General features: G+C 69.5%; 22 protein-coding genes and 1 tRNA gene. 21 read left to right on the top strand and 2 right to left on the bottom strand.

The window, feature by feature from the left end; all coding sequences use genetic code 11:
• From BLW00_RS09500 to pyk, 19 genes are all read left to right on the top strand, one after another.
• Complete coding sequence (locus tag BLW00_RS09500) at positions 1–2,052, top strand: primosomal protein N' family DNA-binding protein (RefSeq protein WP_245741493.1); 2,052 nt, start codon at positions 1–3, stop codon at positions 2,050–2,052.
• Complete coding sequence (gene fmt / locus BLW00_RS09505) at positions 2,049–2,963, top strand: methionyl-tRNA formyltransferase (protein WP_092552853.1); 915 nt, start codon at positions 2,049–2,051, stop codon at positions 2,961–2,963. The genes BLW00_RS09500 and fmt overlap by 4 nt, the downstream gene beginning before the upstream one ends.
• Entirely contained in the window at positions 2,960–4,468 is a 1,509-nt protein-coding gene (locus BLW00_RS09510; RefSeq protein ID WP_092554628.1) for an RsmB/NOP family class I SAM-dependent RNA methyltransferase, read from the top strand. The genes fmt and BLW00_RS09510 overlap by 4 nt, the downstream gene beginning before the upstream one ends.
• A 108-nt stretch (positions 4,469–4,576) precedes the next feature.
• Positions 4,577–4,999, top strand: coding sequence for a hypothetical protein (locus BLW00_RS09515; protein ID WP_092552856.1), 423 nt, complete (start codon positions 4,577–4,579; stop codon positions 4,997–4,999).
• A gap of 125 nt (positions 5,000–5,124) precedes the next feature.
• A complete protein-coding gene (gene rpe, locus BLW00_RS09520) occupies positions 5,125–5,787 on the top strand; it encodes a ribulose-phosphate 3-epimerase (RefSeq protein WP_092552859.1) in 663 nt (220 codons plus the stop codon).
• An 18-nt stretch (positions 5,788–5,805) separates the two neighbouring features.
• Positions 5,806–6,069 carry a phosphoribosyl-ATP diphosphatase gene (locus BLW00_RS09525; protein WP_092552861.1) on the top strand — a complete coding sequence of 88 codons (264 nt, stop codon included), beginning with the start codon at positions 5,806–5,808 and terminating at the stop codon, positions 6,067–6,069.
• A gap of 94 nt (positions 6,070–6,163) precedes the next feature.
• Complete coding sequence (hisG, locus tag BLW00_RS09530) at positions 6,164–7,003, top strand: ATP phosphoribosyltransferase (protein ID WP_092552864.1); 840 nt, start codon at positions 6,164–6,166, stop codon at positions 7,001–7,003.
• The gene (gene hisF / locus BLW00_RS09535) at positions 7,003–7,773 is read left to right on the top strand and encodes an imidazole glycerol phosphate synthase subunit HisF (RefSeq protein WP_092552867.1); all 771 of its coding nucleotides are present in this window, start codon (positions 7,003–7,005) and stop codon (positions 7,771–7,773) included. Before hisG ends, hisF begins: the two co-directional genes overlap by 1 nt.
• Positions 7,770–8,144 (top strand): phosphoribosyl-AMP cyclohydrolase, encoded by a 375-nt coding sequence (gene hisI, locus BLW00_RS09540; protein WP_092552870.1) that lies wholly within the window; start codon positions 7,770–7,772, stop codon positions 8,142–8,144. Before hisF ends, hisI begins: the two co-directional genes overlap by 4 nt.
• A 15-nt stretch (positions 8,145–8,159) precedes the next feature.
• Positions 8,160–9,692, top strand: coding sequence for an anthranilate synthase component I (locus tag BLW00_RS09545; protein WP_092552873.1), 1,533 nt, complete (start codon positions 8,160–8,162; stop codon positions 9,690–9,692).
• Positions 9,692–10,531: a Trp biosynthesis-associated membrane protein gene (locus BLW00_RS09550; protein WP_092552876.1), complete on the top strand. Its 840-nt coding sequence runs from the start codon at positions 9,692–9,694 to the stop codon at positions 10,529–10,531. The genes BLW00_RS09545 and BLW00_RS09550 overlap by 1 nt, the downstream gene beginning before the upstream one ends.
• A gap of 69 nt (positions 10,532–10,600) precedes the next feature.
• Positions 10,601–10,831 carry an HGxxPAAW family protein gene (locus tag BLW00_RS09555; RefSeq protein WP_092552879.1) on the top strand — a complete coding sequence of 77 codons (231 nt, stop codon included), beginning with the start codon at positions 10,601–10,603 and terminating at the stop codon, positions 10,829–10,831.
• A 4-nt stretch (positions 10,832–10,835) separates the two neighbouring features.
• The gene (gene trpC, locus BLW00_RS09560; protein ID WP_092552882.1) at positions 10,836–11,609 is read left to right on the top strand and encodes an indole-3-glycerol phosphate synthase TrpC; all 774 of its coding nucleotides are present in this window, start codon (positions 10,836–10,838) and stop codon (positions 11,607–11,609) included.
• On the top strand, positions 11,606–12,835 hold the full coding sequence (trpB, locus tag BLW00_RS09565) for a tryptophan synthase subunit beta (protein WP_092552885.1): 1,230 nt from the start codon (positions 11,606–11,608) through the stop codon (positions 12,833–12,835). The genes trpC and trpB overlap by 4 nt, the downstream gene beginning before the upstream one ends.
• Positions 12,832–13,662 carry a tryptophan synthase subunit alpha gene (gene trpA / locus BLW00_RS09570; protein ID WP_092552888.1) on the top strand — a complete coding sequence of 277 codons (831 nt, stop codon included), beginning with the start codon at positions 12,832–12,834 and terminating at the stop codon, positions 13,660–13,662. Before trpB ends, trpA begins: the two co-directional genes overlap by 4 nt.
• A gap of 9 nt (positions 13,663–13,671) precedes the next feature.
• On the top strand, positions 13,672–14,691 hold the full coding sequence (gene lgt, locus BLW00_RS09575; RefSeq protein ID WP_092552891.1) for a prolipoprotein diacylglyceryl transferase: 1,020 nt from the start codon (positions 13,672–13,674) through the stop codon (positions 14,689–14,691).
• A gap of 133 nt (positions 14,692–14,824) precedes the next feature.
• Complete coding sequence (gene gltB / locus BLW00_RS09580) at positions 14,825–19,417, top strand: glutamate synthase large subunit (protein WP_092552894.1); 4,593 nt, start codon at positions 14,825–14,827, stop codon at positions 19,415–19,417.
• A complete protein-coding gene (locus tag BLW00_RS09585) occupies positions 19,410–20,867 on the top strand; it encodes a glutamate synthase subunit beta (protein ID WP_092552897.1) in 1,458 nt (485 codons plus the stop codon). The genes gltB and BLW00_RS09585 overlap by 8 nt, the downstream gene beginning before the upstream one ends.
• Positions 20,868–20,951: 84 nt before the next feature.
• Complete coding sequence (gene pyk, locus BLW00_RS09590) at positions 20,952–22,397, top strand: pyruvate kinase (RefSeq protein WP_092552900.1); 1,446 nt, start codon at positions 20,952–20,954, stop codon at positions 22,395–22,397.
• Between the two features lie 377 nt (positions 22,398–22,774).
• Here the strand turns inward: pyk and BLW00_RS09595 are convergent.
• Positions 22,775–22,857 (bottom strand) — tRNA-Leu (locus BLW00_RS09595).
• A gap of 39 nt (positions 22,858–22,896) precedes the next feature.
• Here BLW00_RS09595 and BLW00_RS09600 point away from each other — a divergent pair.
• Positions 22,897–23,502, top strand: a complete 606-nt coding sequence (locus BLW00_RS09600) for an ANTAR domain-containing response regulator (RefSeq protein ID WP_092552903.1) — start codon at positions 22,897–22,899, stop codon at positions 23,500–23,502.
• 2 nt (positions 23,503–23,504) lie between these two features.
• Here the strand turns inward: BLW00_RS09600 and BLW00_RS09605 are convergent, their stop codons facing one another.
• A complete protein-coding gene (locus tag BLW00_RS09605; RefSeq protein WP_245741556.1) occupies positions 23,505–23,921 on the bottom strand; it encodes a PaaI family thioesterase in 417 nt (138 codons plus the stop codon).
• Positions 23,922–24,067: 146 nt separating this feature from the next.
• Between BLW00_RS09605 and polA the strand changes: the two genes are divergently transcribed.
• A complete protein-coding gene (gene polA, locus BLW00_RS09610; RefSeq protein WP_092552909.1) occupies positions 24,068–26,779 on the top strand; it encodes a DNA polymerase I in 2,712 nt (903 codons plus the stop codon).
• Positions 26,780–26,860: the final 81 nt, after the last annotated feature.

The raw sequence follows: 26,860 nt of genomic DNA on the forward strand, positions 1-26,860 counted from the left end.
GTGGCCGGCGAGGGAGCGCCGGGCGAGGTGGTCCCGGAAGGCGCTGCGCGGGTGGCACGGGTGATGCTCGAGTCGCCCCTGCCGCAGCTGGATCGCCTGTTCGACTACCTCGTTCCCGCTGCCCTGGCGCCGGATGCGCATGCCGGTGTGCGCGTCAAAGTGCCGTTGCGCTCGGCCGGCCGCACGGCCCGCGGCTACATCGTCGAACTCACCGAGCGGGGCGACTACGGCGGATCGCTGAGCGAGATCGACGAGATCGTCTCGCCGTTGCCGGTGCTCACGCCCGAGGTCTGGGCGCTCGCACGCCGGCTCGCCGATCGCGCCGCCGGGAGCGCGTGCGACATCGTGCGGCTCGCCATCCCGCCGCGATTCGTGCGCGTGGAGAAGGCCTTCCTGGCACGCCAGGGAGCGGCCGGTACCGCATCCCCGGAGGTTGCCGGCCCGCCCGTGACCGGCGTGCTGACCGGGTATTCGGAGTCGGATGCCGCTCATCTCGCCGAACCCGGTGCGCGGGCCGCGATCGACGCGATCGCCACCGTGGTGCCCGTGCACGCCGCCGACGGCGTCGACCACACGGTGGGGCACTGGGCGCTGACCGTGGCAGAGCTCGCGGCATCCGTCTTCCGCCGGGGTGAATCCGTGATCGTGGCGGTGCCCGACTACCGCGACCAGATCTCGCTCGAGCAGGCGCTCTCGCACCTCGGGGTGGGCAACGCGGTGGTGCCGCTCGATGCCCGGCAGGCGCGCAACGACCGCTACGCGCACTTTCTCACCGCACTCGACGGGGCTCCGCACATCGTGGTGGGCAACCGCTCGAGCATCTACGCGCCGGTGTCGCGCCTCGGGCTCATCGTGATCTGGGACGAGGGGGATTCCCTGCAGAGCGAGCCGCTCGCCCCCTACGTGCACGTGCGCGATGCGGCACTGGTGCGGCAGGAGCAGTCCGGCTCGCGTCTGGTCTTCGTGGCGCACTCCCGGAGCACCGAGGTCGAGCGCCTGGTCGAACTCGGGTTCCTGCACCAGGTCTTCCCGGCGCCGCGCTACCTCCCGCGCGTGGTGCCGACGGCGGAGCAGGACGACGCGGATGCTCCGCAGAACGCCGCGCGCATCCCCACCGCCGCCTGGCAGGTGGCCCGCAAAGCACTCGAATCGGGACCGGTGCTCGTGCAGGTGGCCCGGCCCGGCTACGCGCCGGTGCTGGCCTGCCAGACCTGTAACGCGCCCGCGGCCTGCACGGTCTGCGGCGGGCCGTTGCACGTCGGTCGTGCCGGCCAACGCCCGTCGTGCACCCTGTGCGGGGCGATCGCGGCGAACTGGACCTGCTCGCACTGCCAGGGCACGCGCTATCGCTTCGCGTCGATCGGCGCCGGGCGCACGGCCGACGAACTCGGCCGGGCCTTTCCCGGTGTGCGGGTGATCGTGTCCGACGGCGAGCGCACGGTGCTCACCGTCGACGCCCGCCCGGCGCTGGTCGTGGCGACCCGAGGCGCCGAGCCCATCGCATCCGGAGGGTACCGCGCGGTGCTCTTGCTCGACGGGCCCAGGATGCTGGCCCGCGAATCGCTCCGGGTGGCGGAGGACTGCCTGCGCTGGTGGTCGAACGCGATCGCGTTGTCGGCGCCGCGAGCCCCGAACGTGCTCGTGGGCGTCGGTGGGGAGCTGGCGAAGGCCCTCGTCACGTGGCAGCAGGAGGCGGTGGCCGGGTCGGAACTCGCCGACCGACGGCGGCTGCGCTTTCCTCCGGCGGTGCGGATCGCGACGATCACGGGCGCGGCCGAGACCGTCGCCACCGCCCTGTCCGACCTGCGCGCGCTGCTCAGCGACGAGGAATGGGCGAAGATGGACACACTGGGTCCGGTGCCCACCGAAGAGGCAAGCGTGCGGGCGATCGTGCGTTTCGACTACGCGGTCGGCGGTGCCGTCGCCCGGCACCTGCGTGCCCTCGTCGTGAAGAACGCGACGAGCAGACGGGCGAAGCCCGGGCGTGCGCCCGGATTCCGCCCCCCGCCCACGCTGCGCGTGCGGTTCGACGATTCGGAGATCATGGAATGAGAGTCGTGTTCGCCGGCACCCCCGCTGTCGCGGTGCCGAGCCTGGCGGCCGTGGCCGCGCGCCACGAGGTCGTGGGGGTGGTGACGCGGCTCGACGCCCCGCTCGGCCGCAAACGCGTGCTGACGCCCTCTCCAGTTGCCCTCGCGGCAGCGGAGGCCGGTCTCCCGGTGATCAAGGCGAATCGCCTCGACGACGAGGTGACCCGCCGGATCACCGAGCTCGACGCCGACCTCGGCGTGATCGTGGCCTACGGCGGGCTCGTGCGGGAGCCGTTGCTGAGCACGCCGCGCCGGGGCTGGATCAACCTCCACTTCTCCCTGCTGCCGCGCTGGCGCGGTGCGGCGCCGGTGCAATGGGCGGTGATCTCGGGCGACGCGCAATCGGGCGCCACCGTGTTCCAGCTGGTGGCGGGTCTCGACGCCGGGCCCGTCTGGTCGGAGTCGTCGACGCCGATCGGGCAGCACGAGACCGCCGGGAACCTCCTCTCGCGGCTCGCGATCTCGGGGGCGGAGCAGCTGGCCGACGCGGTCGACGGCATCGCCGCCGGCCGGCTCACCCCCACCGAGCAGTCGGGCGAGGTGACGCTGGCGCCGAAGCTCTCCATCGACGACGCCCGTCTCGATTTCACGGCCGGGCTCGACGAGGTGTACGCCCGGCTGCGCGGCGTGACGCCCGAACCGGGTGCGTTCACCGAGATCGACGGCGTGCGTGTGAAGGTCCTCGAGGCCTCGCCCGCCCGTGACCGGGCGCGGCTCGACCCCGGCGTGGTCGTGGCCGAAGGGCAGCACGTCTACGTGGGAACCGCGGGGAGCCCGCTCGAACTCGTGTCGGTGCATCCGGCCGGCAAGAAGCCGATGGCGGCGGCCGACTGGTGGCGCGGCGCGGGCGCGGAACGGATGGTGGCACGATGAGCGGCGCAGCGCGCGAGGGTCAAGGCGGTTCAGCGGGCGGAGGCCGCCGCGGCGCTTCCGGGGGCGGCGCGGATCGGCGCGGCCCGCAGCGGCGCAAGCCGGCGACGCCGTCGCCAAAGCCCGGCCCCGTGCAGCCGGCGCGCCGCATCGCCCTCGAGGTGATCACCGCGGTGCGCGCCGACGACGCCTACGCCAACCTGCTGCTGCCCTCGAAGATCGCCGCGGCGCACCTCGACGCCGCCGACGCGGGGCTCGCGACCGAACTGACCTACGGCACCCTCCGCATGCGCGGCTACTACGACCGGGTCATCGAACTCGCCTCCGGCCGCCCGATCGACGAGATCGACGGTGCGGTGCGCGACGTGCTCGAGCTCGGCTGCCATCAGATCCTCTCGATGCGGGTCGCCCAGCACGCCGCCGTGAACGAATCCGTCGAACTCGCCCGGCAGGTCGCCTCGCGCTCGGCGACGGGCTTCGTGAACGGCGTGCTGCGGGCCATCACGCGCACTCCAGCCAGCGAATGGCTGGAGCGGGCGATGGACACGGCCACCGACGACGACGATCGGCTCGCCGTGGCGGCGTCGCATCCGGCCTGGGTGATCCGCGCCTTCCGCCGGGCGCTGGTGGCCGACGGGGTTCCGCCCGACGACCTGCCGTTCCAGCTCGACGACCTGCTCGAGTCCGACAACACGCCGGCGCGACTGAGTCTCACGGCGCTGCCCGGCCTGATCGAGCGGGATGCGGTCGGTCACGGCACGGAGCCGTCGCCGCTCTCGCCGATCGGGCTGCTCGCCCCGACCGGCGATCCGGCCGGAATCCCCGCCGTTCACGAGGGCACGGCGCGTGTGCAGGACGAGGGATCGCAACTGGCGGCGCTCGCGCTCACCCGGGCGCGGCCGATCACCGCGGGGGAGCGCTGGCTCGACCTCTGCGCCGGCCCCGGCGGCAAGACCGCCGTGCTCGCGGCGGAGGCCCGGCTCGGGGGCGCGACGGTGATCGGGAACGAGCCGGTCGCCGCCCGCGCGGGGCTGGTGCGGCGTGCGATCGCCGCGATTCCGGATGCCCCGGAGGTCTGGGAGCGCGACGGCACGACCATCGGCGCCGACGACCCGGAGTCGTTCGACCGGATCCTGGTCGACGCGCCGTGCACCGGGCTGGGTGCGCTGCGCCGCCGGCCCGAGGCGCGGTGGCGCAAGACGCCGGGCGATGTCGCGGCGCTGGTCATCCTGCAGCAGGAGCTGATCGATTCGGCCGTCAGAGCCCTCAAGCCGGGGGGCCTGCTGGCCTACGTCACGTGCTCGCCGCACGTCGCGGAGACCCGTGGCCAGGTGCAAGGAGCGCTCCGGCGCTGGGACGGCGTTCTCGAGCAGGTCGACGCCCAGGCCGTGCTGCGTGCCGTGACCGATGGAGCGGTGACGCTCGGCGCTCCGGATGCCGCGGTGCAGCTCTGGCCGCACCGCAACAACACCGACGCGATGTTCGTGGCCCTCTTCCGGAAGCTCTGACGTCTCCACCGGCTCTGACTTCTCCACCACATCACGACTCCGTGGGTCTCTGTCCACAGATTCGCGCGGCCACTGCCGTCGACTCGGGCGCTCGGCGATCGTTGATGCATGATCCTCCACACGACGCCGGCTCAGATCGCCGCGCAATTCCCCCTCCGCTCCGACGCCGATCTCATCGAATTGGTCAGTGCCCTCATAGGCGAGGCCGGTCGCCGCCAGCTCTGGCTGATGTTCATCGACGGCGAGAATCGCCCGCTGCCGTTGATCGTGCCGTGCGCCGGTTTTCCCGACGACCCGCCGCCCGACGAACTCGCGACCTTCGGGGCGCGAGCGTGCGAGATCGCCGGGCTGGTCGGAGCTTCGGCGATCGTTCTCACCTGGGAACGACCGGGCGGCCCCGCACTCGACGACGCGGAGCGACGGATGGTTGCCGCCATCGTGGCCGGGATCACCGGCGGGGGAGTCGCCGTGCGCGGTTCGTTCCTCAGCCACTCCGACGGCGTCGTACAACTCACGGAGAAGGCGTCATGACCATGGTGGCATCGCGATTCAGCACCGTGTCGCGCCTCGAAATCGGCTTCGCCACGCGATCGGCGGTCGGTGACTGTCACAGTGGCGGGAGCGGGAGTGAAGCGGGCGGGCGGTAGGGTCGAATAGTGGTAGTGCGCATCAACCCCAGCATCCTGGCCGCCGATTTCGCGAACCTCGAGACCGAGCTCGGCCGCATCGCCAACGCCGACCTGGCCCACGTCGACGTGATGGACAACCATTTCGTGCCGAACCTCACGCTCGGCCTCCCCGTGGTGGAGCGACTGCAGCAGGTGTCGCCGATCCCGCTCGACCTCCACCTGATGATCGAAGACCCGGCGCGCTGGGCGCCCCTCTACGCCGAGACCGGCGCCTTCTCCGTCACGTTCCACGCCGAGGCCACCACCGATCCGGTGGCCGTCGCCCGCAGTCTCCGTGAGCGCGGCGCCCGGGCGGGCATCGCGATCAAGCCGGGCACCGAGATCGAGCCCTACCTCGAGTTGCTGCCCGAGTTCGACCTCGTGCTGATCATGACGGTGGAGCCCGGTTTCGGCGGCCAGTCGTTCATGGCCGGCACCATGCCGAAGCTCGGCCGGCTCTCCGAGGCGGTGAAGGCGTCCGGGCTCGACATCTGGGTCGAGGTCGACGGCGGCATCAACGACGACACGATCGCCGTCGCGGCCGAGGCCGGCGCCACCACCTTCGTGGCCGGGTCGAGCGTGTTCGGCGCCGAGAGCGCCGCCGCCCAGGTCGACCACCTGCGCTCCCTCGCGGCCCGGCACACCCACTGACACCGGTACCCTTGACACGTGAAGACTTTCGACGAGCTGTTCCTCGAGCTCTCCGCGAAGGCGGTCGAGCGACCCGAGGGCTCGCGCACCGTCCGTGAACTCGACGGCGGCGTGCACACGATCGGCAAGAAGATCGTGGAAGAAGCCGCCGAGGTGTGGATGGCGGCGGAATACGAGTCGCAGGAGAACGCCGCCGAGGAGATCTCGCAGCTGCTCTACCACCTGCAGGTGATGATGCTGGCGAAGGGTCTGACCCCGGCCGACATCTACCGACATCTGTAGCCGATTGATCGCTGTCGCGATCGCGAGTGGGAACCGGCAGCCCACGGAATGCTCCGGCCGAAATCCAGCTGACCCTCACTGAAAGTTCGTCGAAATGCTCAAGATCGCGGTGCCCAACAAGGGCTCCCTGTCCGAAACCGCCGCCCAGATGCTCGCCGAGGCGGGCTACGTGGGCCGCCGAGACCCGCGCGAACTCGTCGTGCTCGACCCGCGCAACGACGTGGAGTTCTTCTATCTCCGCCCACGCGACATCGCCACCTACGTCGGCTCCGGCGCCCTCGACGTCGGCATCACCGGCCGCGACCTGCTGCTCGACTCCGAGTCGACCGCCACCGAGACGGCAGCCCTCAACTTCGGCGAGTCGACCTTCCGCTTCGCGCGTCCCGAAGGCACCGCGATCGAGCTGGCCGACCTGCAGGGCGCTCGTGTCGCCACGAGCTACCCGGGCCTGGTCGGCGCATTCCTCGCCACCCACGGCATCACGGCCACCCTCATCCGTCTCGACGGGGCGGTCGAGTCGGCCGTGCGCCTGGGAGTCGCGGATGCAGTGGCCGACGTCGTGTCCACCGGCTCCACACTGCGCAAAGCGGGACTCGAGATCTTCGGTCCGGTCATCCTCGAATCGACCGCCGTGCTGATCAGCTCCGGCACCGAACACCCCGGCGCCGAGACCCTGCTGCGCCGCCTGCAGGGCGTGCTGGTGGCCCGGCAGTACGTGCTGATGGACTACGACGTGCCGGTCACGAACCTCGACGAGGCCGTCGCCCTCACGCCGGGAATCGAGTCGCCCACCATCTCGCCCCTGCACGACCCCGAATGGGTCGCGGTGCGCTCGATGGTGCCGCGTTTCGACACCAACCACGTGATGGACGCGCTCTACGCCGTCGGCGCGCGGGCCATCCTCGTCAGCCCCATCCACGCCGCGAGAATCTGATGTCGCTCGCGGTACGCGTCATCCCGTGTCTCGACGTGGCCGGCGGCCGCGTGGTGAAGGGTGTGAACTTCGAGAACCTGCGCGATGCGGGCGATCCGGTCGAGCTCGCGGCCCTCTACTCCGCGCAGGGCGCCGATGAGCTCACCTTCCTCGACGTCACGGCCACGGTGGATGCGCGCGACACGATGTACGACGTGGTGCGCCAGACCGCCGAACAGGTCTTCATCCCGCTCACGGTGGGTGGCGGAGTGCGGTCCACCGACGACGTGGCCCGCCTGCTCGCCCACGGGGCCGACAAGGTGGGCGTGAACAGCGCCGCCATCGCCCGCCCCGGACTGCTCGACGAGATCGCCGATCGCTTCGGTGCGCAGGTTCTCGTGCTCTCGCTCGACGTTAAGCGCACCGAGCCGCGGGAGAGCATCCCCTCGGGCTTCGTGGTCACCACACACGGCGGCCGGCGCGAGACCGAGCTCGATGCGCTCGCCTGGGCGCGCGAGGCGATCGAACGCGGCACCGGCGAACTGCTCGTCAACTCGATCGACGCCGACGGCACGAAAGACGGCTTCGATCTCGAGCTCGTGGCCCTCATGCGCGAACTGAGCTCGGTGCCGGTGATCGCCTCGGGCGGCGCCGGCACGGTGGAGCACTTCGGGCAGGCGGTGGCGGCGGGTGCGGATGCGGTGCTCGCGGCATCCGTCTTCCACCTGCGCGAGATGACGGTCGGCGACGTGAAAGACGAACTGAGGAGAGAAGGGGTGGTCGTGCGATGAGCGACGTGGATGCCGTGATCGAGCGGGCGACGTTCGACGATGCCGGGCTGCTGCCGGCGATCATCCAGCAGTGGGACACCAAGGAGGTGCTGATGCTCGGCTACATGAACGCCGAAGCCCTCCGCCGCACGCTGACCGAGGGGCGGGTGACCTTCTGGTCGCGCTCCCGCCAGGAGTTCTGGCGCAAGGGAGACACCTCCGGCAACGTGCAATACGTGAAGGGCGCGGCCCTCGACTGCGACGACGACACGCTCCTCGTGCAGGTCGACCAGATCGGTGCCGCCTGCCACACGGGTGCGCGCCGCTGCTTCGATGTCGACCCCCTCGACCCGGTGATCGGGGATCCGGTCGTCGGTTCGCCCACGACCTGAAATACTCGTAAGACCATGACTTCCACCACTCAGAACTCGACCACGCGTGCCGAGTTCGGGCAGCTGCACGCGAGTCACCGGGTCATCCCGGTGATCCGCGAGTTGTTCGCCGACGGGGAGACACCGGTAGGCATCTACCGCAAGCTCGCCGACGGCCGCCCGGGCACCTTCCTGCTCGAATCCGCGGAGCAGGGCGGCATCTGGTCGAGGTTCTCGTTCATCGGCGTCTCGAGCTTCGGGGTGCTGACGGAGAAAGATGACCGGGCGGTCTGGCTCGATCTCGGCCTGCCCGAGCAGCGCGCCTTTCCGGCCGGCCTCCCCGAAGGGCCGCTCGAGGCGCTGAGCGCGCTCTACGATCTGTGGAAAACTCCGGCCGTGGCCGCTCATCCGCCCCTCACCGGCGGGCTCGTGGGCTTCATCGGCTGGGAATCGGTGCGCCAGATCGAGCGCCTGCCGAACCGGCCGCCGGCCGATTACCGGATGCCGAGCCAGGGTCTGTCGTTCGTCTCCGAGATCGCGGTGGTCGACCACAGCACCAGCACCGTGCAGCTGCTCGTGAACGTGCTGACCGACGACGGCGCGGATGCCGACACGCTCTGGAACGCGGCCCAGGCCCGACTCGACGAATTGCAGAACGCGCTCGCGCAGCCCGCCGAGGCGTGGCTCGCCACCGTGGACTTCGCCCGCAGAGCGGAGCCGCGCCACCGCACCGATCGCGAGGATTTCCTCGCCGCGATCGAGGTGGCCAAGGAGCACATCCGCGAGGGCGACATCTTCCAGGTGGTGATCTCGCAGCGCTTCGAGCTCGACGTGGTCGCGCATCCGCTCGACGTCTACCGGATGCTGCGCACGCTCAATCCGAGCCCCTACATGTATCTGCTGAGCCTCGTCGACACCGACGGCACGCCGTACGAGATCGTCGGATCGAGCCCCGAGGCGCTCGTGAAGGTCGAGCGCGGGCGGGCGCACACGCACCCGATCGCCGGTTCGAAGCCCCGCGGTGCGACCCCGCAGGAAGACCTGGATCTCGAGCACGAGCTGCTCGGCGACCAGAAGGAGAAGGCCGAGCACCTGATGCTCGTCGATCTCGCCCGCAACGACCTGCTGAAGGTGTGCGAGGCCGATTCGGTCGAGGTCACGGAGTTCATGCGCGTGGAGCGGTTCAGCCACATCATGCACATCGTGTCGTCGGTCGAAGGCACGATGCGCGACGGCGTCGACGCGATCGATGTGTTCCGCGCCACCTTCCCGGCCGGCACCCTGTCGGGGGCGCCGAAGCCGCGCGCGCTCGAGATCATCGACGCCCTGGAACCGGCCCAACGCGGTCTGTACGGGGGAGTCGTGGGCTACTTCGGCTTCGGAGGCGACGCCGATCTCGCCATCGCGATCCGCACCGCCACCATCCGCGACGGCGTCGCGCACGTGCAGGCGGGCGGGGGACTGGTGGCCGACTCGAACCCGGAGAGCGAGTTCGAGGAGTCGCAGAACAAGGCCGCGGCGCCGTTGCGTGCGGTGGCGGTGGCGAACGCGATGACGAGAGTGCGCTGATGACTGCGGATGCGACGGGCGGCGCCGCGGGTGACGGTGCGACGGCCGATGCCTCGGTGCGCTCCGGCCGGCGCGTCAAGTCGCTCGCCATTCTCGCTGTTCTGGTGCTCAGCGGACTGACCTTCCTGGCTTGGTCGCAGTCGTGGGGTTCGCTCACCATCGTGGCGGGCACCACGAGCGCGGCCACGCTCGACGTTCCGGGCTCGGTGGCCGCGCCCGCTCTCTCGGCGCTCGCCCTCGCGGGGATCGCCCTGGCGGGCGCGCTCGCCATCGCCGGCCCGGTCATCCGCATCGTGCTCGGCGCTCTCGAGGTGCTGCTCGGGGCGAGCGTGCTCGCCTCGGCCATCGGCGCGTTGACTGATCCGGTCGCCGCCGGGGCTTCCGTGGTCACGACGAGCACCGGGGTGGCGGGCACGCAGTCGGTGCGCGATCTCGTGACGGTCAGCACCACCACGCCCTGGGCCGCCGTGACCGCGTTGCTCGGCGGGCTGATGATCCTCGCGGGACTGCTCGTGATCGTCACCGTCCGGCGCTGGCCGAACGCGGGCCGGAAATACCAGGCCGTGGCCTTCGAGAGCGACGACGGGCGGCGCAGCGCCGATCCGGCCGACTTCTTCGACGACGAGCCGGCCGATGTTGAACAGACCGATTCCGAGCAGACTGACCGCGAGGCGCCCGACGCCGGGAACGCGGCGGGCGCCGAGTCGACCGCCGGGGCGCCCGCGGCTGCGCCGGGCACCCCCAAGCCCACCACCGCGAGGCCTCCTGCGACGACCGCGCGAGACGCCGCGGTCGACGACTGGGACAGCCTGACCCACGGCACCGACCCCACCCGCTGAATCCCGATGCCGCTGCCGGACCCCGGTAGACTCTTGGCGTACGACCACTTGTGAGACAGGAAGCGATCGATGAGCTCTGACGTTGAAGAACTAGGCGAAGGCCACTCTCCCGCCGCATGGACGGCCGTCATCGTGTCGCTCCTCGGCATCGCGATCGGAACGGTCGCCTTCGTGCTCGACATCCAGTGGCTCGTCTGGGGCGGTGCCGGGCTCGCCGTCGTCGGCTTCATCCTGGGCTGGGTGCTCGCCCGAGCGGGTTTCGGCGTCAACGGGTCACGTACGCAGCACAAGGAGCACTGACCCTGTGCTCGCCGATCTCGTAGCCGGAGCGCTCGAGGATGCGGCGGAACGGCAGAAGTCACGCGGTCTCGACCAGGTTGAGGCTGCGGCCCTTGCCGCGCCGCCCGCGCTCGATGCTCTGAGCTTCCTCGCGCCCGCCGACCGGGTGAAGATCATCGCCGAGGTCAAGCGCGCGAGCCCTTCGCGTGGCGCCCTGGCCACGATCGCCGATCCCGCCGCTCTCGCCGCGCGCTACGCCGCCGGAGGAGCAAGCGCCATCAGCGTGCTCACCGAGCAGCGCAAGTTCCAGGGCTCGCTGGCCGACCTCGAAGCCGTGCGCGCGGCCGTCGACGTCCCGGTGCTGCGGAAGGACTTCATCGCCACCGACTACCAGGTGCTCGAGGCGCGGGCGGCGGGTGCCGACCTCGTGCTCCTCATCGTGGCGGCGCTCGATCAACCGACTCTCACGCATCTGCACGCGCTCATCACCGAGCTCGGCATGACGCCGCTGGTCGAGACGCACGACGCCGTCGAGGTCTCGCGGGCCGTCGACCTCGGGGCCCGCCTCGTGGGTGTCAACGCGCGCAACCTCAGCACGTTCGAGCTCGACCGCGATCTCTTCGGCCGCTTGGCCGATCGCATCCCTTCCGGCACGATCAAGGTGGCGGAGTCCGCCGTCTCGACGGCCGGCGACGTCGACCACTATCGTTCGTCGGGCGCCGACGTGGTGCTGGTCGGCGAAGCCCTCGTCACGGGCGACGACCCGGTGGCGACACTGAAGGAGTTCCTCTCCGTATGACCGACATCTCCCACTCCCTCCGCGAGGAGGCCGGGCCCTTCTTCGGCGAATTCGGCGGCCGTTTCATGCCGGAGTCGCTCGTCGCCGCTCTCGACGAACTCGCCGAGGCCTACCAGCTCGCGAAGCTCGACCCGGCGTTCCACGAAGAACTGGCTGCCCTCGGCCGCACCTACACGGGCCGGCCGTCGATCCTCACCGAGGTGCCGCGCTTCGCCCGCCACGCCGGCGGTGCGCGCGTCATCCTGAAGCGCGAAGACCTCAACCACACCGGTTCGCACAAGATCAACAACGTGCTCGGCCAGGCGCTGATCGCGCGCCGCATCGGCAAGTCGCGCCTCATCGCCGAGACCGGTGCCGGTCAGCACGGCGTCGCCACGGCGACCGCCGCCGCCTTGTTCGGCATGGAGTGCGTCGTCTACATGGGCGAGGTCGACACCGAGCGTCAAGCCCTCAACGTCGCCCGGATGCGTCTGCTCGGCGCGGAGGTCATTCCCGTGAAGAGCGGCACGCGAACCCTGAAAGACGCGTTGAACGAGGCCTTCCGCGACTGGGTGGCGAACGTCGAGAACACGCACTACCTGCTCGGCACGGTCGCGGGCCCGCATCCGTTCCCTGTCATGGTGCGCGATTTCGTCAAGATCATCGGCGAAGAGGCCCGTCAGCAGATGCTCGACCTCACCGGCGCGCTGCCGGATGCGGTCACCGCGTGCGTCGGCGGCGGTTCGAACGCGATCGGCATCTTCCACGCCTTCCTCGACGACACGTCGGTGGGCCTCTACGGCTACGAGGCCGCGGGGCTCGGCGCCGACACCGACAAGCACGCCGCCACCATCACCAAGGGTCGCCCGGGCGTGCTGCACGGCTCGCGCAGCTACATGCTCCAGGATGCCGACGGCCAGACGCTCGACTCGCACTCGATCTCGGCGGGACTCGACTACCCCGGCGTCGGGCCGGAGCACGCCTGGCTGGCGTCGATCGGGCGCGCGAACTACCGCCCGATCACCGATGAGCAGGCGATGCAGGCGTTCCGCCTGCTCTGCGGCACCGAGGGCATCATCCCCGCCATCGAATCGGCCCACGCCCTCGCCGGCACCATCGAGCTCGGTCGTGAGCTCGGCCCGGATGCGACGATCCTGGTGTCGTTGAGCGGCCGCGGAGACAAAGACGTGGAGACCGCGGGGCGGTACTTCGACGTGCTCGACGAGCAGGGGAACGCGAAGATATGAGCGACACGATCCACGACGTCACGGCCGCAACGCCGTCGGCCGCCGAGTCGCCCGTGGCGCGCACCATCGCGGCCGCCAACGCCGGGCGCGCCGGCGCCTTCGTCGGCTACCTGCCGGTCGGCTTCCCGTCGCTCGACGCCAGCGTCGACGCCGCGGTCGCCCTGGTCGAGAACGGGGTCGACGTGCTCGAACTCGGCTTGCCCTACTCCGATCCGGTGATGGACGGCCCGGTCATCCAGGCCGCCACCCTCGCCTCCCTGCAGGGTGGCTTCCGGCTGGCGGATGCCTTCACCGCGGTCGAGCGCATCCGTTCCCGCGTCGACGCCCCGGTGCTGCTGATGACGTACTGGAACCCCGTGCTCCAGTACGGGGTCGACCGCTTCGCCGACGACCTGGCCTCGGCTGGCGGCGCCGGGCTCATCACGCCCGATCTCACCGTCGACTCCGGCGCCGATTGGCTCGCCACCAGCGACCGTACCGGTCTCGACCGGGTCTTCCTGGCCGCGCCGACGTCGACCGATGAGCGTCTGCGTCTCGCCGTCGAGAACAGTCGGGGATTCGTCTACACGGTCTCCACCATGGGCATCACGGGCGCCCGCGCCGACCTCGACGCTGCGGCCCGCACGCTGGTGGCGCGCCTGCGCGAGCAGGGCGGCGAGAGCCTCGCCGTGGGCATCGGCATCTCCACGGCCGACCAGATCGCCGAGATCCTCGGCTATGCCGACGGCGCGATCGTCGGCTCGGCGCTGGTGAAGGCGCTGGCCGACGGGGGAGTCGCCGCAGTGGGCCGCCTGGCGGCAGAACTGGCCGAGGGCACGCACCGGTAGGGTAGCGGGATGTTCGTGCCCCTCAGCATCCCGAGCCCCGAGGTGAGTTCCTTCGACCTCACCCAGTGGCTCTCGAGCATCGGCCTGACCTTCTTCGGCCAATGGAACCTGCCCATCCGGTACTACGCCCTCTGCCTCATCGCGGGCATCGTGCTGGCCACCTGGCTCACCTCGCGCCGGCTCACGAAGCGTGGCGCGGAGCCCGGCGTCGTGCTCGACATCATCATCTGGGCCGTGCCGCTCGGGTTCGTGGGAGCGCGGGTGTTCCACGTGCTCACGCATCCGGGCGACTACTTCTACGACGGTGCTGACCCGCTTCGGGTGCTCTACATCTGGGAGGGCGGGATCGCGGTGTTCGGCTCGCTGATCGGCGGAGCCGTCGGCGCGCTCATCGGATGCCGGCTGAGCGGCATCCGCTTCTGGACCTTCGCGGATGCGCTCGCCCCCGCACTCCTGGTGGCCCAGGCCGTCGGGCGGCTCGGCAACTACTTCAACACCGAGCTCTTCGGCCAGCCCACGACGCTGCCCTGGGGGCTCGAGGTGCCCTCCGACAATCCGGCGTTCCCCACCGGACTCGCCGACGGCACGCTCTTTCACCCCACCTTCCTCTACGAGATCGTCTGGAACCTCGTCGGCGTCGCCTTACTGCTCTGGCTGGAGCGCCGGTTCCGGCTGCAATGGGGCGAGCTCTTCGGCTTCTACCTCGTCTGGTACGGCATCGGGCGCTCCTGGTTGGAGACGATCCGGGTCGATCCGAGCGAGATCTTCCTCGGCGTGCGCACCAACGTCTGGGGCGCCTGGGCCGCCGTTCTGGCCGGAATCATCCTGATCGCGGTGCAGTCGCGGCGGCACCCCGGGCTCGAGCCGAGCCCCTACCGACCGGGGGCGGAATGGGTTCCGTCTTCTGCTGAGGTAGAATCGACCGACACGTATTCGGACGACGAGCTGGAGGGCGAGGAAGCTCCCGAGGCTTCCGAGAACGAGGTAGTCGAACCGAGCGCCAAAAGTGAAGTCGGAGCGAAGCCCTAGTCCGCGCACTGACAGCACCCTGCGCGGCCACATCGGACCCCCACAGGGAGACAGCATCCCGGTGGAAACACACTGACATCCTTGGGCCATTGGCGTCCCAGTTCCCTAAGAAACACGTAGAGGACGGTTCTCTATGGCCGATCAGCCCGCACAGCGCTCCACGCCCGGCTTCAGCTTCAGCACGCTCCCACCCGCTCAGGGTCTGTACGACCCGAGCTCCGAGAAAGACGCCTGCGGTCTGGCGATGGTGGCCACCCTGCGCGGAACCGCGGGGCACGACATCATCGACACGGCGCTCGGCGCCCTGCGCAACCTCGAGCACCGTGGCGCCATCGGATCCGACGCCGGCACCGGTGACGGCGCGGGCATCCTGACCCAGATCCCGGATGCGTTCCTGCGGGCGGTCGCGCCCGTCGAGCTGCCCCCGGTGGGGCGCTACGCCGTGGGCAACGCGTTCCTCCCGCTGCACGCGGGGGAGCGTCAAGAAGTGATGGACCGCATCCGCGACCTCGCCGAACAAGAAGACCTGCGCATCCTGGGCTGGCGTGAGGTGCCGGTGCGCCCCGGCGAACTCGGCCGCCTCGCCCGTGACGCCATGCCGGCGATCTGGCAGCTCTTCGTGCAGTCGACCCGCACCACGGAGTCGGGCGCCACGCTCTCCGACCTGCCGCTGGATCGCCAGGCCTTCCGCCTGCGCAAGCGCGCCGAGCTCGAGCACCAGGTGTACTTCATGTCGCTCTCGTGCCGCACCATCACCTACAAGGGCATGGTCACGACGCTCCAGCTCGAGCCGTTCTACCCGGATCTCTCCGACGAGCGGTTCGCGTCGAAGCTCGCGCTCGTGCACTCCCGCTACTCCACGAACACCTTCCCGTCGTGGCCGCTCGCCCAGCCGCTGCGGATGATGGCGCACAACGGCGAGATCAACACGGTTCAGGGCAACCGCAACTGGATGCGCGCCCGCCAGTCGCAGCTCGAGTCGGAGCTGCTCGGCGATCTCTCGCCTCTGTACCCGATCGTCACGCCCGGCCTCAGCGACTCCGGGTCGTTCGACGAGGTCGTGGAGCTGCTGACGCTCGCCGGACGCTCGCTGCCGCACGCCATCATGATGATGGTGCCGGAGGCCTGGGAGAACCAGGCCGACTTCGAAGACGCCCGCCGCGCCTTCTACGAGTACCACTCGATGCTCATGGAGCCGTGGGACGGCCCGGCCGCCCTCATCTTCACCGACGGCACGCTCGCCGGTGCCACGCTCGACCGCAACGGTCTGCGCCCCGGTCGCTACCTGATCACCGACGACGGCCTCGTCGTGCTCGCGAGCGAGATCGGCGTCATCGACGTCGAGCCGTCGCGCGTGGTGCGCAAGGGGCGCCTGCGCCCCGGCAAGATGTTCCTCGTCGACACGGCGGCCGGTCGCCTGATCGAAGACGACGAGATCAAGGCGGAGCTCGCCGCCGCCGAGCCCTACGGGCAGTGGCTCGACGAGGGCCGCATCAACCTGCGCGACCTCCCGGAGCGCGAGCACATCGTGCACACGCCGGCATCCGTCACCCGCCGCCAGCGCACCTTCGGCTACACCGAGGAAGAGGTGCGCATCCTGCTCACCCCGATGGCGAAGAACGCGGCAGAGCCGCTCGGCGCCATGGGGTCCGACACGCCGATCGCGGTGCTCAGCGACCGCCCGCGCCTGCTCTTCGACTACTTCACGCAGCAGTTCGCCCAGGTCACGAACCCGCCGCTGGACTCCATCCGCGAAGAGGTCGTCACGAGCCTCCGGCTCGGTCTCGGCCCGGAGCGCAACCTGCTCGACGCCACGCCCGAGCACACCCGGCAGGTCATCCTCGACTTCCCGGTGATCGACAACGACGAGCTGGCGAAGATCCAGCACATCGACCCGTCGTCGGGCAGCCGTCTGACCACCACGATCAAGGGCCTCTACCGCGTCGACGAGGGCCCCAAGGCCATGCAGAACCGCATCGCGGCGATGTGCGCCGAGGCCGACGAGGCGATCGAGCACGGTGCGCAGTTCATCGTGCTCTCCGACCGCGACTCCAACCGCGAGTTCGCGCCCGTTCCGTCGCTCCTGATGCTGGCCGGGGTGCACCACCACCTCATCCGCAAGCAGACCCGGATGAAGGTGGGTCTGATCGTCGAGGCCGGTGACGTGCGCGAAGTGCATCACGTGGCTCTGCTGATCGGCTACGGCGCCTCCGCGGTCAACCCGTACCTCGCCATGGAGACCTGCGAGAACCTCGTGCGCTCGGGCGACATCTCCGGTGTCACACCCGAGAAGGCCGTGAAGAACCTGATCAAGGCGCTCGGCAAGGGTGTGCTCAAGATCATGTCGAAGATGGGCATCTCCACCGTGTCGTCGTACGCGGGCGCTCAGACCTTCGAAGCGGTCGGCCTCGCGCCGGAGTTCGTGGAGGAGTACTTCACCGGCACCTCGTCGAAGCTCGGCGGCGTCGGAATCGACGTCATCGCCGGCGAGAGCGCGGCGCGTCACGCGGCTGCCTATCCCGAAGACGGCGCGACCACCGTGCACGAACCGCTGGCCACCGGCGGCGAGTACCAGTGGCGCCGCGAGGGCCCGCCGCACCTGTTCAACCCCGACACGGTGTTCCGTCTGCAGCACGCCACCCGCGCGCGCCGCTACGACATCTTCCGCGAGTACACGAAGCTGGTCGACGACCAGGCCGAGAACCTCATGACGATGCGCGGGCTCTTCAAGCTGCGCACCGGCGTGCGCCCGGCCGTGCCGCTCGACGAGGTCGAGTCGGTCGAGTCGATCGTGAAGCGTTTCTCCACCGGAGCGATGAGCTACGGCTCGATCTCCAAGGAGGCGCACGAGACGCTCGCGATCGCCATGAACCGGCTCGGCGCGAAGTCGAACACGGGTGAGGGCGGCGAGGACGTCGACCGCCTGCTCGATCCCGAGCGGCGCAGCGCGATCAAGCAGGTCGCCTCCGGTCGCTTCGGGGTGACCAGCATGTACCTCACCCACGCCACCGACATCCAGATCAAGATGGCGCAGGGTGCGAAGCCCGGCGAGGGTGGTCAGCTGCCGCCCACGAAGGTCTACCCCTGGGTCGCCCGCACGCGGCACGCGACCGCCGGCGTCGGCCTCATCTCGCCGCCGCCGCACCACGACATCTATTCGATCGAGGACCTCAAGCAGCTCATCTTCGACCTCAAGCGGGCCAACCCGGAGGCGCGGGTACACGTGAAGCTGGTGTCGCAAAACGGCATCGGTGCGGTCGCCGCGGGCGTCACGAAGGCGCTGGCCGACGTGGTGCTGGTCTCCGGCCACGACGGCGGAACCGGCGCGAGCCCGCTCAACTCGCTCAAGCACGCGGGAACGCCCTGGGAGATCGGCCTGGCCGAGACCCAGCAGACCCTGATGCTGAACGGGATGCGCGACCGCGTCGTGGTGCAGGTCGACGGCCAGATGAAGACCGGTCGCGACGTCGTGATCGGTGCGCTGCTGGGCGCCGAGGAATACGGATTCGCGACGGCGCCGCTGGTGGTGGAGGGCTGCATCCTGATGCGCGTCTGCCACCTCGACACCTGCCCGGTGGGCGTCGCCACCCAGAACCCCGAGCTCCGCGCCCGGTTCAGCGGCAAGCCCGAGTTCGTGGTGAACTTCTTCGAGTTCCTCGCCCAAGAGGTGCGCGAATACCTGGCCGAGCTCGGTTTCCGGAGCCTCGAGGAGGCCATCGGCCACAACGAGCTGCTCGACGTGAACGCCGCGATCGAGCACTTCAAGACCGACGGCCTCGACCTCAGCCCCGTGCTGGTGGGGCCGCACTTCGAGCCTGAGGAGCCCCGTTCGAACCGGCGCCCGCAGGAGCACGAGCTGGAGAAGCACTTCGACAAGCGCCTCATCCACGAGACGGTGGCCGCGCTCGACCACGCCGAACCGGTGGCCGTCACCCTGCCGATCCGCAACACCGAGCGCGCGGTCGGCACCATGCTCGGCCACGAGGTCACGAAGCGCTACGGCGAGCAGGGTCTGCCCGACGGCACGATCCAGATCACGCTGCTCGGCTCGGCCGGCCAGTCGCTCGGCGCCTTCCTTCCCTCCGGCATCACGCTGCGTCTCGAGGGCGACTCGAACGACTACGTGGGCAAGGGCCTCTCGGGCGGACAGATCATCCTGCGGCCCGATCGGCACTCGGTGTTCCCGGCCGAACGCAACGTCATCGCCGGCAACGTCATCGGCTACGGCGCGACCCGGGGCAGCATGTTCCTCCGCGGCATCGTGGGAGAGCGATTCCTGGTGCGCAACTCCGGCGCGACCGCGGTGGTGGAGGGCGTGGGCGACCACGCGCTCGAATACATGACGGGTGGGCTCGCACTCATCCTCGGCTCCACCGGGCGCAACCTCGGCGCCGGGATGTCGGGCGGAACCGCCTACGTCTACGACCTGCACGAGGAGCGCGTGAACGCCGATTCGCTGGCTTCGGGCGAGCTGCAGCTGCTGCCGCTCGGTGGCGCCGACGTGGAGATCGTGCGCGATCTGCTGCAGCGGCACGAAGCCGAGACCGGGTCGCCTCTGGCGGCACGGATGCTCGCCGATTTCGACGCGACGATCGCCTCCTTCGTGAAGGTGCTCCCACGTGACTACGCCGCTGTTCTCGCCACCCGGCAGACGGCGGTCGAAGAAGGACTCGACCCCGACGGCGACGTCGTCTGGGGACGCATTTTGGAGGTGACAGGTGGCTGACCCCAAGGGCTTCCTGAAGGTACAAGAACGAGAACTGCCGCCTCGGCGGCCGGTCTCCGTGCGGCTCATGGACTGGAAAGAGGTCTACGAGCAGGGTGACGCGGCGACCACCCGGCGGCAGGCCGGCCGCTGCATGGACTGCGGCATCCCGTTCTGCCACCACGGCTGCCCGCTCGGCAACCTGATCCCGGAATGGAACGACCTCACCCGTCGCGACGAGGGCCGTCAGGCCATCGAGCGGCTGCATGCCACGAACAACTTCCCGGAGTTCACCGGCCGGCTCTGCCCGGCGCCGTGCGAGTCGTCGTGCGTGCTCGGCATCAACCAGCCGCCGGTCACGATCAAGCAAGTCGAGGTGTCGATCATCGACCAGGCCTTCGCCAATGGCTGGGTCACCCCGCACCCGCCGGAGCGCCTGACCGGCAAGACCATCGCCGTGGTCGGTTCGGGCCCCGCCGGCCTCGCCGCCGCCCAGCAGCTCACCCGGGCCGGCCACACCGTGGCCGTGTACGAGCGCGACGACCGCATCGGCGGCCTGCTGCGCTACGGCATCCCGGACTTCAAGATGGAGAAGAAGCACCTCGAGGGCCGGCTCACCCAGATGATGGCCGAGGGCACCCGCTTCCGCGCCGGCATCGAGATCGGCGTCGACATCTCCTGGGACGACCTGCGCGCCCGTTACGACGCCGTGATCGTGTGCACCGGCGCCACCGTGCCGCGCGATCTCCCCATCCCGGGCCGCGACCTCGACGGCGTGCACTACGCGATGGAGTACCTCGTTCAGCAGAACAAGGTCGGCGCGGGCGACGACATCCTCGGCCAGATCACGGCGGAGGGCAAGCACGTGGTGGTTCTCGGCGGTGGCGACACCGGCGCGGACTGCATCGGCACCGCGCACCGTCAGGGCGCGCTCTCGGTCACCAACCTCGCCATCGGCAAGCAGCCGCCGGCGGAGCGCCCGGAGCACCAGCCCTGGCCGATGTTCCCGACCCTGTTCGAGGTCTCGAGCGCCCACGAGGAGGGCGGGGAGCGCAGCTACCTCGCCTCGACCGTGGAGTTCCTCTCGAACGAGTCGGGCGAGGTGCGCGCCATCCGCGTCGCCGAGACGGAGTTCCTCGACGGCCGCCGGGTACCGAAGGCGGGCACCGAGCGCGAGATCCCGGCCGACCTGGTGCTGCTGGCCCTCGGGTTCACCGGCGCCGAGTCCGACGACATCTCCGCGCAGCTCGGCACCCGCTTCGACCAGCGCGGAAACGTCGAGCGCGACGGCGACTACCAGAGCACCACGCCCGGCGTCTTCGTGGCCGGCGATGCCGGTCGCGGCCAGTCGCTCATCGTCTGGGCGATCGCGGAGGGCCGCGCCGCGGCATCCGCCGTCGACCGCTACCTCGAGGGGGAGACCGACCTGCCGTTCCCCGTGAAGCCGACCGACCGCGCAATCTCGATCTGATAGCCTCCCGGTCGAGACTCCCACCAACCACCACCTCCACCACCACCATGCGTTTCGGCGCAGAACTCGGAGCAATACACACTGATGAGACGCGCGAAAATCGTCGCAACACTGGGTCCGGCAACGTCGACCTATGAAACCATCAGAGCGATCATCGATGCGGGCGTCGACGTCGCGCGGATGAACCTCAGCCACGGCAGCTACGACGTGCACGAGGAGGTCTACCGCAACGTCCGACAGGCGGCCGACGACTCCGGCCGCGCCGTCGCGGTGCTCGTCGACCTCCAGGGCCCGAAGATCCGTCTCGGCAAGTTCGAGAACGGTCCCTACGACCTCGCCGAGGGTGACATCTTCAAGATCACCATCGACGACATCATCGGCAACAAGGAGATCTCCTCCACCACGTTCAAGGGCCTGCCCCAGGACGTCAAGCCCGGCGATCCGCTGCTGATCGACGACGGCAAGGTGACGCTGCGCGTGCTCGAGACCGACGGAACCGTCGTGACCACGCGCGTGGAGGTGCCCGGAGCGGTCTCCAACAACAAGGGCATCAACCTGCCCGGTGTCGCGGTGAACGTTCCGGCCATGTCGGAGAAGGACATCGCCGACCTGCGCTGGGGCCTCCGCCTCGGTGCGGACCTGATCGCGCTGTCGTTCGTGCGCGACGCCTCCGACGTCGATCTCGTGCATGAGATCATGGCGGAGGAGGGCCGCAAGGTCCCCGTGATCGCCAAGATCGAGAAGCCGCAGGCGGTCGACAACCTCGAGGAGATCATCGACGCCTTCGACGGCATCATGGTCGCCCGTGGCGACCTCGGCGTCGAACTGCCCCTCGAGGCCGTGCCGATCGTGCAGAAGCGCGCGATCGAGCTCTCCCGCCGGATGGCCAAGCCGGTCATCGTCGCCACCCAGGTGCTCGAATCGATGATCTCCTCGCCGCGCCCCACGCGCGCCGAGGCATCCGACTGCGCCAATGCCGTGCTCGACGGCGCGGACGCGGTCATGCTCTCGGGCGAGACCAGCGTCGGCGAATATCCGGTGATCACCGTGCAGACCATGGCGCGCATCATCGAGTCGACCGAAGACCACGGCCTGGAGCGCATCCCGGCCCTCGGCACGAAGCCCCGCACCCAGGGCGGCGCCGTGACACTCGCCGCCGCCGAGGTCGGTGACTTCGTGGGGGCCAAGTTCCTCTGCGTGTTCACCGAGTCGGGCGATTCGGTGCGCCGGATGACACGTCTGCGCTCGACGATCCCGATCCTCGGCTTCACGCCGTTGCCCGGCATCCGCAACCGTATGGCGCTGAGCTGGGGCGTGCAGAGCTATCTCGTGCCGCGTGTGACGCACACCGACGAGCTCATGGTTCAGGTCGACGACGTGCTGCTCGGCCTCGGCCGCGCGCAGATCGGCGACAAGGTCATCGTCATCTCCGGGTCCCCTCCCGGAGTCTCAGGCACCACGAACGACATGCGCGTGCACATCATCGGTTCCGCGCACAACCCGCTGAAGCCGGAGACCTTCGACAACTAGCGGGGCGGCAGCCTCACGATCCGGCCAGGATTCGATCAGTTTGTGATCGGCTCCTGGTCGGATCGCGTCAGCACGGGTTATCGCGCTGTTCGTTTCGGGCTCACCCGTACCTTTCGACCCGAAACCGAAAGCATCCGCCGATGCCGTACTGCCGTTCGCCTCGGTGTCCACCGACACGGGTCGGTGCATCCGGCCGCCACGATCGCCGATCAGCTCTCGACGTGTGGGCCGAGCAGAAGACGCACGACAGGACCTCGGATACCGACAAGCGCTTCTCACCTCGGCGGTGAGCGGAGCCGTCGAATCACCGCACGTCTTGAACACTCGGACGCCTACTCCCACCCCCATCCCGGTGGGATGAGGGTGGGAGTTTTGGGTACCGGTGGTGGGACTCGAACCCACACGCCCTCACGGACAACGCATTTTGAGTGCGTCGCGTCTGCCATTCCGCCACACCGGCTTGCTACGAGCGAGGTCCAGAATACCGTAGGGTTGAAACGTGACTGACCAAGAACCAACGACAGCAGTGCCCCGCCGTGTTGTGGTGGCCGAAGACGAATCGCTGATCCGCCTCGACATCGTCGAGATCCTGCGCGACAACGGGTTCGATGTCGTCGGCGAGGCCGGAGACGGCGAGACGGCCGTGGCCCTCGCCACCGAACTCCGCCCCGACCTGGTCATCATGGATGTCAAGATGCCGCAGCTCGACGGCATCTCGGCGGCCGAGCGCCTGTCGAAAGACCACATCGCACCCGTCGTGCTGCTCACCGCGTTCAGCCAGAAGGAGCTCGTGGAGCGGGCCACCGAGGCGGGAGCGCTCGCCTATGTCGTGAAGCCGTTCACTCCGAACGACCTGCTGCCCGCGATCGAGATCGCCCTCTCGCGCTACGCCCAGATCATCACGCTGGAGTCCGAGGTCGCCGACCTCGTCGAGCGCTTCGAGACGCGCAAGCTCGTCGACCGGGCCAAGGGCCTGCTCAACGAGAAGATGGGCCTCACCGAGCCCGAGGCGTTCCGCTGGATCCAGAAGGCGTCGATGGATCGCCGTCTCACCATGCACGACGTCGCCCAGGCGATCATCGAGCAGCTCAGCCCGAAGAAGTAGCTCTACTTCGTCTCGAAGACCTGGCCCTCCGGCCGGTCTTTGATGAAGTTGGTCATGCGCACGGTGGAGAGCCGGCGGCCCTTCTCGTCGCTGATCGCGATCTCGTGCGTCACCAGGGTGCGGCCCAGGCTGATCGCCGTGCAGACGCCGGTGACCCAGCCCTCGGTGGCGGAGCGGGAGTGGCTGGCGTTGATCTCGATGCCGACCGCGATCTTCGTGGGCCCGGCATGCAGATTCGCTGCGGTCGAGCCGAGGCTCTCGGCGAGCACGACGTAGGCGCCGCCGTGCACCAGGCCGAGGGGCTGCGTGTTGCCTTCGACGGGCATCCGCGCCACCGAGCGCTCGGGAGTGAGTTCGAGGAACTCGATGCCCATGCGCTCGGCGAGGGCGCCGATGCCGCGATAGCCGAAGACCTCCATCACATCGAGGGGAAGGGCCTCCTGAGGCTCCTGGGCGGCGGATTCGGGCAGCGTCATCGTCGGTGATCCTGAACTCTGTGAGGCCTCCGGGCCCCGCCTTCGGGCGGTGCCTCCGGCGTGTCGGAGGGGCTGTGTAGGCTTGCCGTGTGCCGGACAAAGAACAGCCTACCCTTCTCGTCATCGACGGACATTCGCTCGCATTCCGGGCGTTCTACGCCCTTCCGGTCGACAGTTTCTCCACCCGCGACGGGCAGCACACCAACGCCATCCACGGGTTCATCGCGATGATGATCAACCTGCTGAAGGCCGAGAATCCCACGCATCTCGCGGTGGCGTTCGACGTCTCGCGGTCGTCGTTCCGCACGCGCGAGTACCCCGAATACAAGGGCACGCGGGGCGAGACGCCACCCGAGTTCGTGGGCCAGGTGCCCCTCCTGCAGGAGGCGTTGCACGCTCTCGGCATCACCACCATCGAGAAGCCCGACTACGAGGCCGACGACATCCTCGCCACCCTCGCTCTGCAGGGTGTGGAGCAGGGTTATCGCGTGCTCGTCGTGTCGGGTGACCGGGATGCGATCCAGCTCGTCAACGACGACGTGACCTTGCTCTATCCCTCGCGTCAGGGCGTCTCCGACCTCACGCGGTACGACGTGGCGAAGGTGCAGGACCGTTATGGCATCCGCCCGGAGCAGTACCCCGAGATCGCGGCGCTGGTGGGCGAGACCAGCGACAACCTGCCCGGCATCCCGAAGGTCGGCGAGAAGACCGCCGTGAAGTGGCTCAACCAGTTCGGGTCGCTGGATGCGATCCTCGAGCACCGCGACGAGATCCCCGGCGTGGTGGGCAACAACCTGCGCGAGTTCGCCGAGAACGCGATCCGCAACCGCAAGCTCAACCGGCTGCTGACCGATGTCGAGTTGCCGGTGGGTCCCGCCGATCTCGCGCGCCAGCCGATCGACGAGCAGGCGATGCGCGACGTGTTCGCGCGGCTGGAGTTCCGCACGCTGCTCGACCGCATCCTGAAGCTCGAGGGCATCGGGGGAGACTCCGAGGTGGGGCAGGCGGCTGCGGCCGCCGCCGCGGCGAAGGCCGAGAAGGCGCCGGTGCCGGTGACGTTGCTCGATGACGAGCTGGCCGCGTGGCTGGCGCGGCACTCGGGGTCATTCGACGCGTCGTCGGCCGATCCCGCCGACCTCAGCGGCGCGGTCGCCGTGCAGGTGGAGACGCTCGACGGGTTCCCGATCGCGATCGGCTTGGCCACGCCGCACGAGACGGTGTACCTGCCGTGGGCGCGCGACAGCAGCGAGCTCGCCCCGTTCGAGGCGTGGCTCGCCGGGCCGAGCCCCAAGATCCTGTTCGACGCGAAGAAGCAGATCAAGTCGCTGCGCTCGGCCGGCCTGGCGTTCGACGGTCTGCTCTTCGACCCGGTGATCGCAGCCTGGCTGCTGAAGCCGGATTCGAGTGCCGATCGCTCGCTCGCCCAGCTCGTCGACCGGCATCTGCTGGAGACGCTGCCGACTCCCGATCCGAATCAGCTCGTGCCCGACGACGACACGATGGTGGGTCCGGCCGAGGAGGCCTGGTACGCCTGGCGGGTGGCGCAGTCGCTCTCGGCGGTGCTCGACGACCGCACCCGTCGCGTGCTCACCGACATCGAGATGCCCACATTGCTCGTGCTCGCGCAGATCGAACTCACGGGCGTCACCGTCAGCCACGACGAGCTGGCGGCGCTCTCGGCCGAGCTCGGCGAATCGGCCGCGCAGATCGCCTCCGACGCGTTCGGCATCATCGGGCGCGAGATCAACCTCGGGTCGCCGAAGCAGATCCAGGAGGTGCTCTTCGATCAGCTCGACATGCCGAAGACGCGCGCCACGAAGACCGGCTATTCGACGGATGCCGGTGCTCTCGCCGATCTGCAGGCCACGAATCCGCATCCCTTCCTCGGGCTGCTGCTCGCGCACCGCGACGCGACGAAGCTGCGGCAGATCATCGAGTCGGTCGACAAGGCGATCGCGCCCGACAACCGGGTGCACACCACCTACGTGCAGACCGGATCGTCGACCGGGCGCATCTCCTCCACCGACCCGAACCTGCAGAACATCCCCGTTCGCACCGAGGAAGGCCGACGCATCCGTGCGGCCTTCCAGGTGGGCTCCGGATTCGAGACGCTGCTCACCGCCGACTACTCCCAGATCGAGATGCGCATCATGGCGCACCTCTCGGGCGACGCGGGGCTGATCGACGCTTTCCACTCGGGCGAAGACCTGCACCGTTTCGTGGGAGCGCGCATCTTCGGTGTCGACCCGTCCGACGTCACGCCGAACATGCGCACCAAGGTCAAGGCGATGTCGTACGGCCTGGCCTACGGTTTGTCGGCCTTCGGGCTGTCGAAGCAGCTGCGCATCGAGACCGCTGAGGCGAAGCAGTTGATGACCGACTACTTCGAGCGTTTCGGCGCGGTGCGTGACTACCTGCGCAACGTGGTGGTGCAGGCCAAGATCGACGGCTACACCGAGACGATCTTCGGCCGGCGTCGGCCCTTCGCGAACCTCAACAGCGCCAACCGGGTGCTGCGCGACAACGACGAGCGGGCGGCGCTCAACGCGCCGATCCAGGGCACGGCCGCCGACATCATCAAGATCGCGATGATCGGCATCTCCGCCGATCTCGCGTCGGCCGGGCTGACTTCGAAGATGCTGCTGCAGGTGCACGACGAACTCGTGTTCGACGTCGCTCCGGGCGAGTGGGACGCGCTGGCCCAGATCGTCACCACGCGCATGTCGTCGGCGGCGTCGCTCTCGGTGCCGCTCGAGGTGCAGCTGGGTCGCGGCCAGAACTGGAACGAGGCCGCGCACTAGGGCGCCGCGGCTGACTCGGGGCGTAGCAGCGACCCGGAGCGGTCGCGCGCTCCTGGTGGCTCGGCGCCGGCGCGTATCTCG

This window comes from Herbiconiux ginsengi (assembly GCF_900107435.1).
GTDB lineage: Bacteria > Actinomycetota > Actinomycetes > Actinomycetales > Microbacteriaceae > Herbiconiux > Herbiconiux ginsengi.

Excerpts from the sequence above, each read along its gene's own strand:
- fmt (WP_092552853.1), top strand. The coding sequence starts at position 2,049 with ATGAGAGTCGTGTTCGCCGGCACCCCCGCTGTCGCGGTGCCGAGCCTG.
- BLW00_RS09510 (WP_092554628.1), top strand. The coding sequence starts at position 2,960 with ATGAGCGGCGCAGCGCGCGAGGGTCAAGGCGGTTCAGCGGGCGGAGGC.
- BLW00_RS09515 (WP_092552856.1), top strand. The coding sequence starts at position 4,577 with ATGATCCTCCACACGACGCCGGCTCAGATCGCCGCGCAATTCCCCCTC.
- hisG (WP_092552864.1), top strand. The coding sequence starts at position 6,164 with ATGCTCAAGATCGCGGTGCCCAACAAGGGCTCCCTGTCCGAAACCGCC.
- hisF (WP_092552867.1), top strand. The coding sequence starts at position 7,003 with ATGTCGCTCGCGGTACGCGTCATCCCGTGTCTCGACGTGGCCGGCGGC.
- hisI (WP_092552870.1), top strand. The coding sequence starts at position 7,770 with ATGAGCGACGTGGATGCCGTGATCGAGCGGGCGACGTTCGACGATGCC.
- BLW00_RS09545 (WP_092552873.1), top strand. The coding sequence starts at position 8,160 with ATGACTTCCACCACTCAGAACTCGACCACGCGTGCCGAGTTCGGGCAG.
- BLW00_RS09550 (WP_092552876.1), top strand. The coding sequence starts at position 9,692 with ATGACTGCGGATGCGACGGGCGGCGCCGCGGGTGACGGTGCGACGGCC.
- BLW00_RS09555 (WP_092552879.1), top strand. The coding sequence starts at position 10,601 with ATGAGCTCTGACGTTGAAGAACTAGGCGAAGGCCACTCTCCCGCCGCA.
- trpB (WP_092552885.1), top strand. The coding sequence starts at position 11,606 with ATGACCGACATCTCCCACTCCCTCCGCGAGGAGGCCGGGCCCTTCTTC.
- trpA (WP_092552888.1), top strand. The coding sequence starts at position 12,832 with ATGAGCGACACGATCCACGACGTCACGGCCGCAACGCCGTCGGCCGCC.
- lgt (WP_092552891.1), top strand. The coding sequence starts at position 13,672 with ATGTTCGTGCCCCTCAGCATCCCGAGCCCCGAGGTGAGTTCCTTCGAC.
- gltB (WP_092552894.1), top strand. The coding sequence starts at position 14,825 with ATGGCCGATCAGCCCGCACAGCGCTCCACGCCCGGCTTCAGCTTCAGC.
- pyk (WP_092552900.1), top strand. The coding sequence starts at position 20,952 with ATGAGACGCGCGAAAATCGTCGCAACACTGGGTCCGGCAACGTCGACC.
- BLW00_RS09605 (WP_245741556.1), bottom strand. The coding sequence starts at position 23,921 with ATGGAGGTCTTCGGCTATCGCGGCATCGGCGCCCTCGCCGAGCGCATG.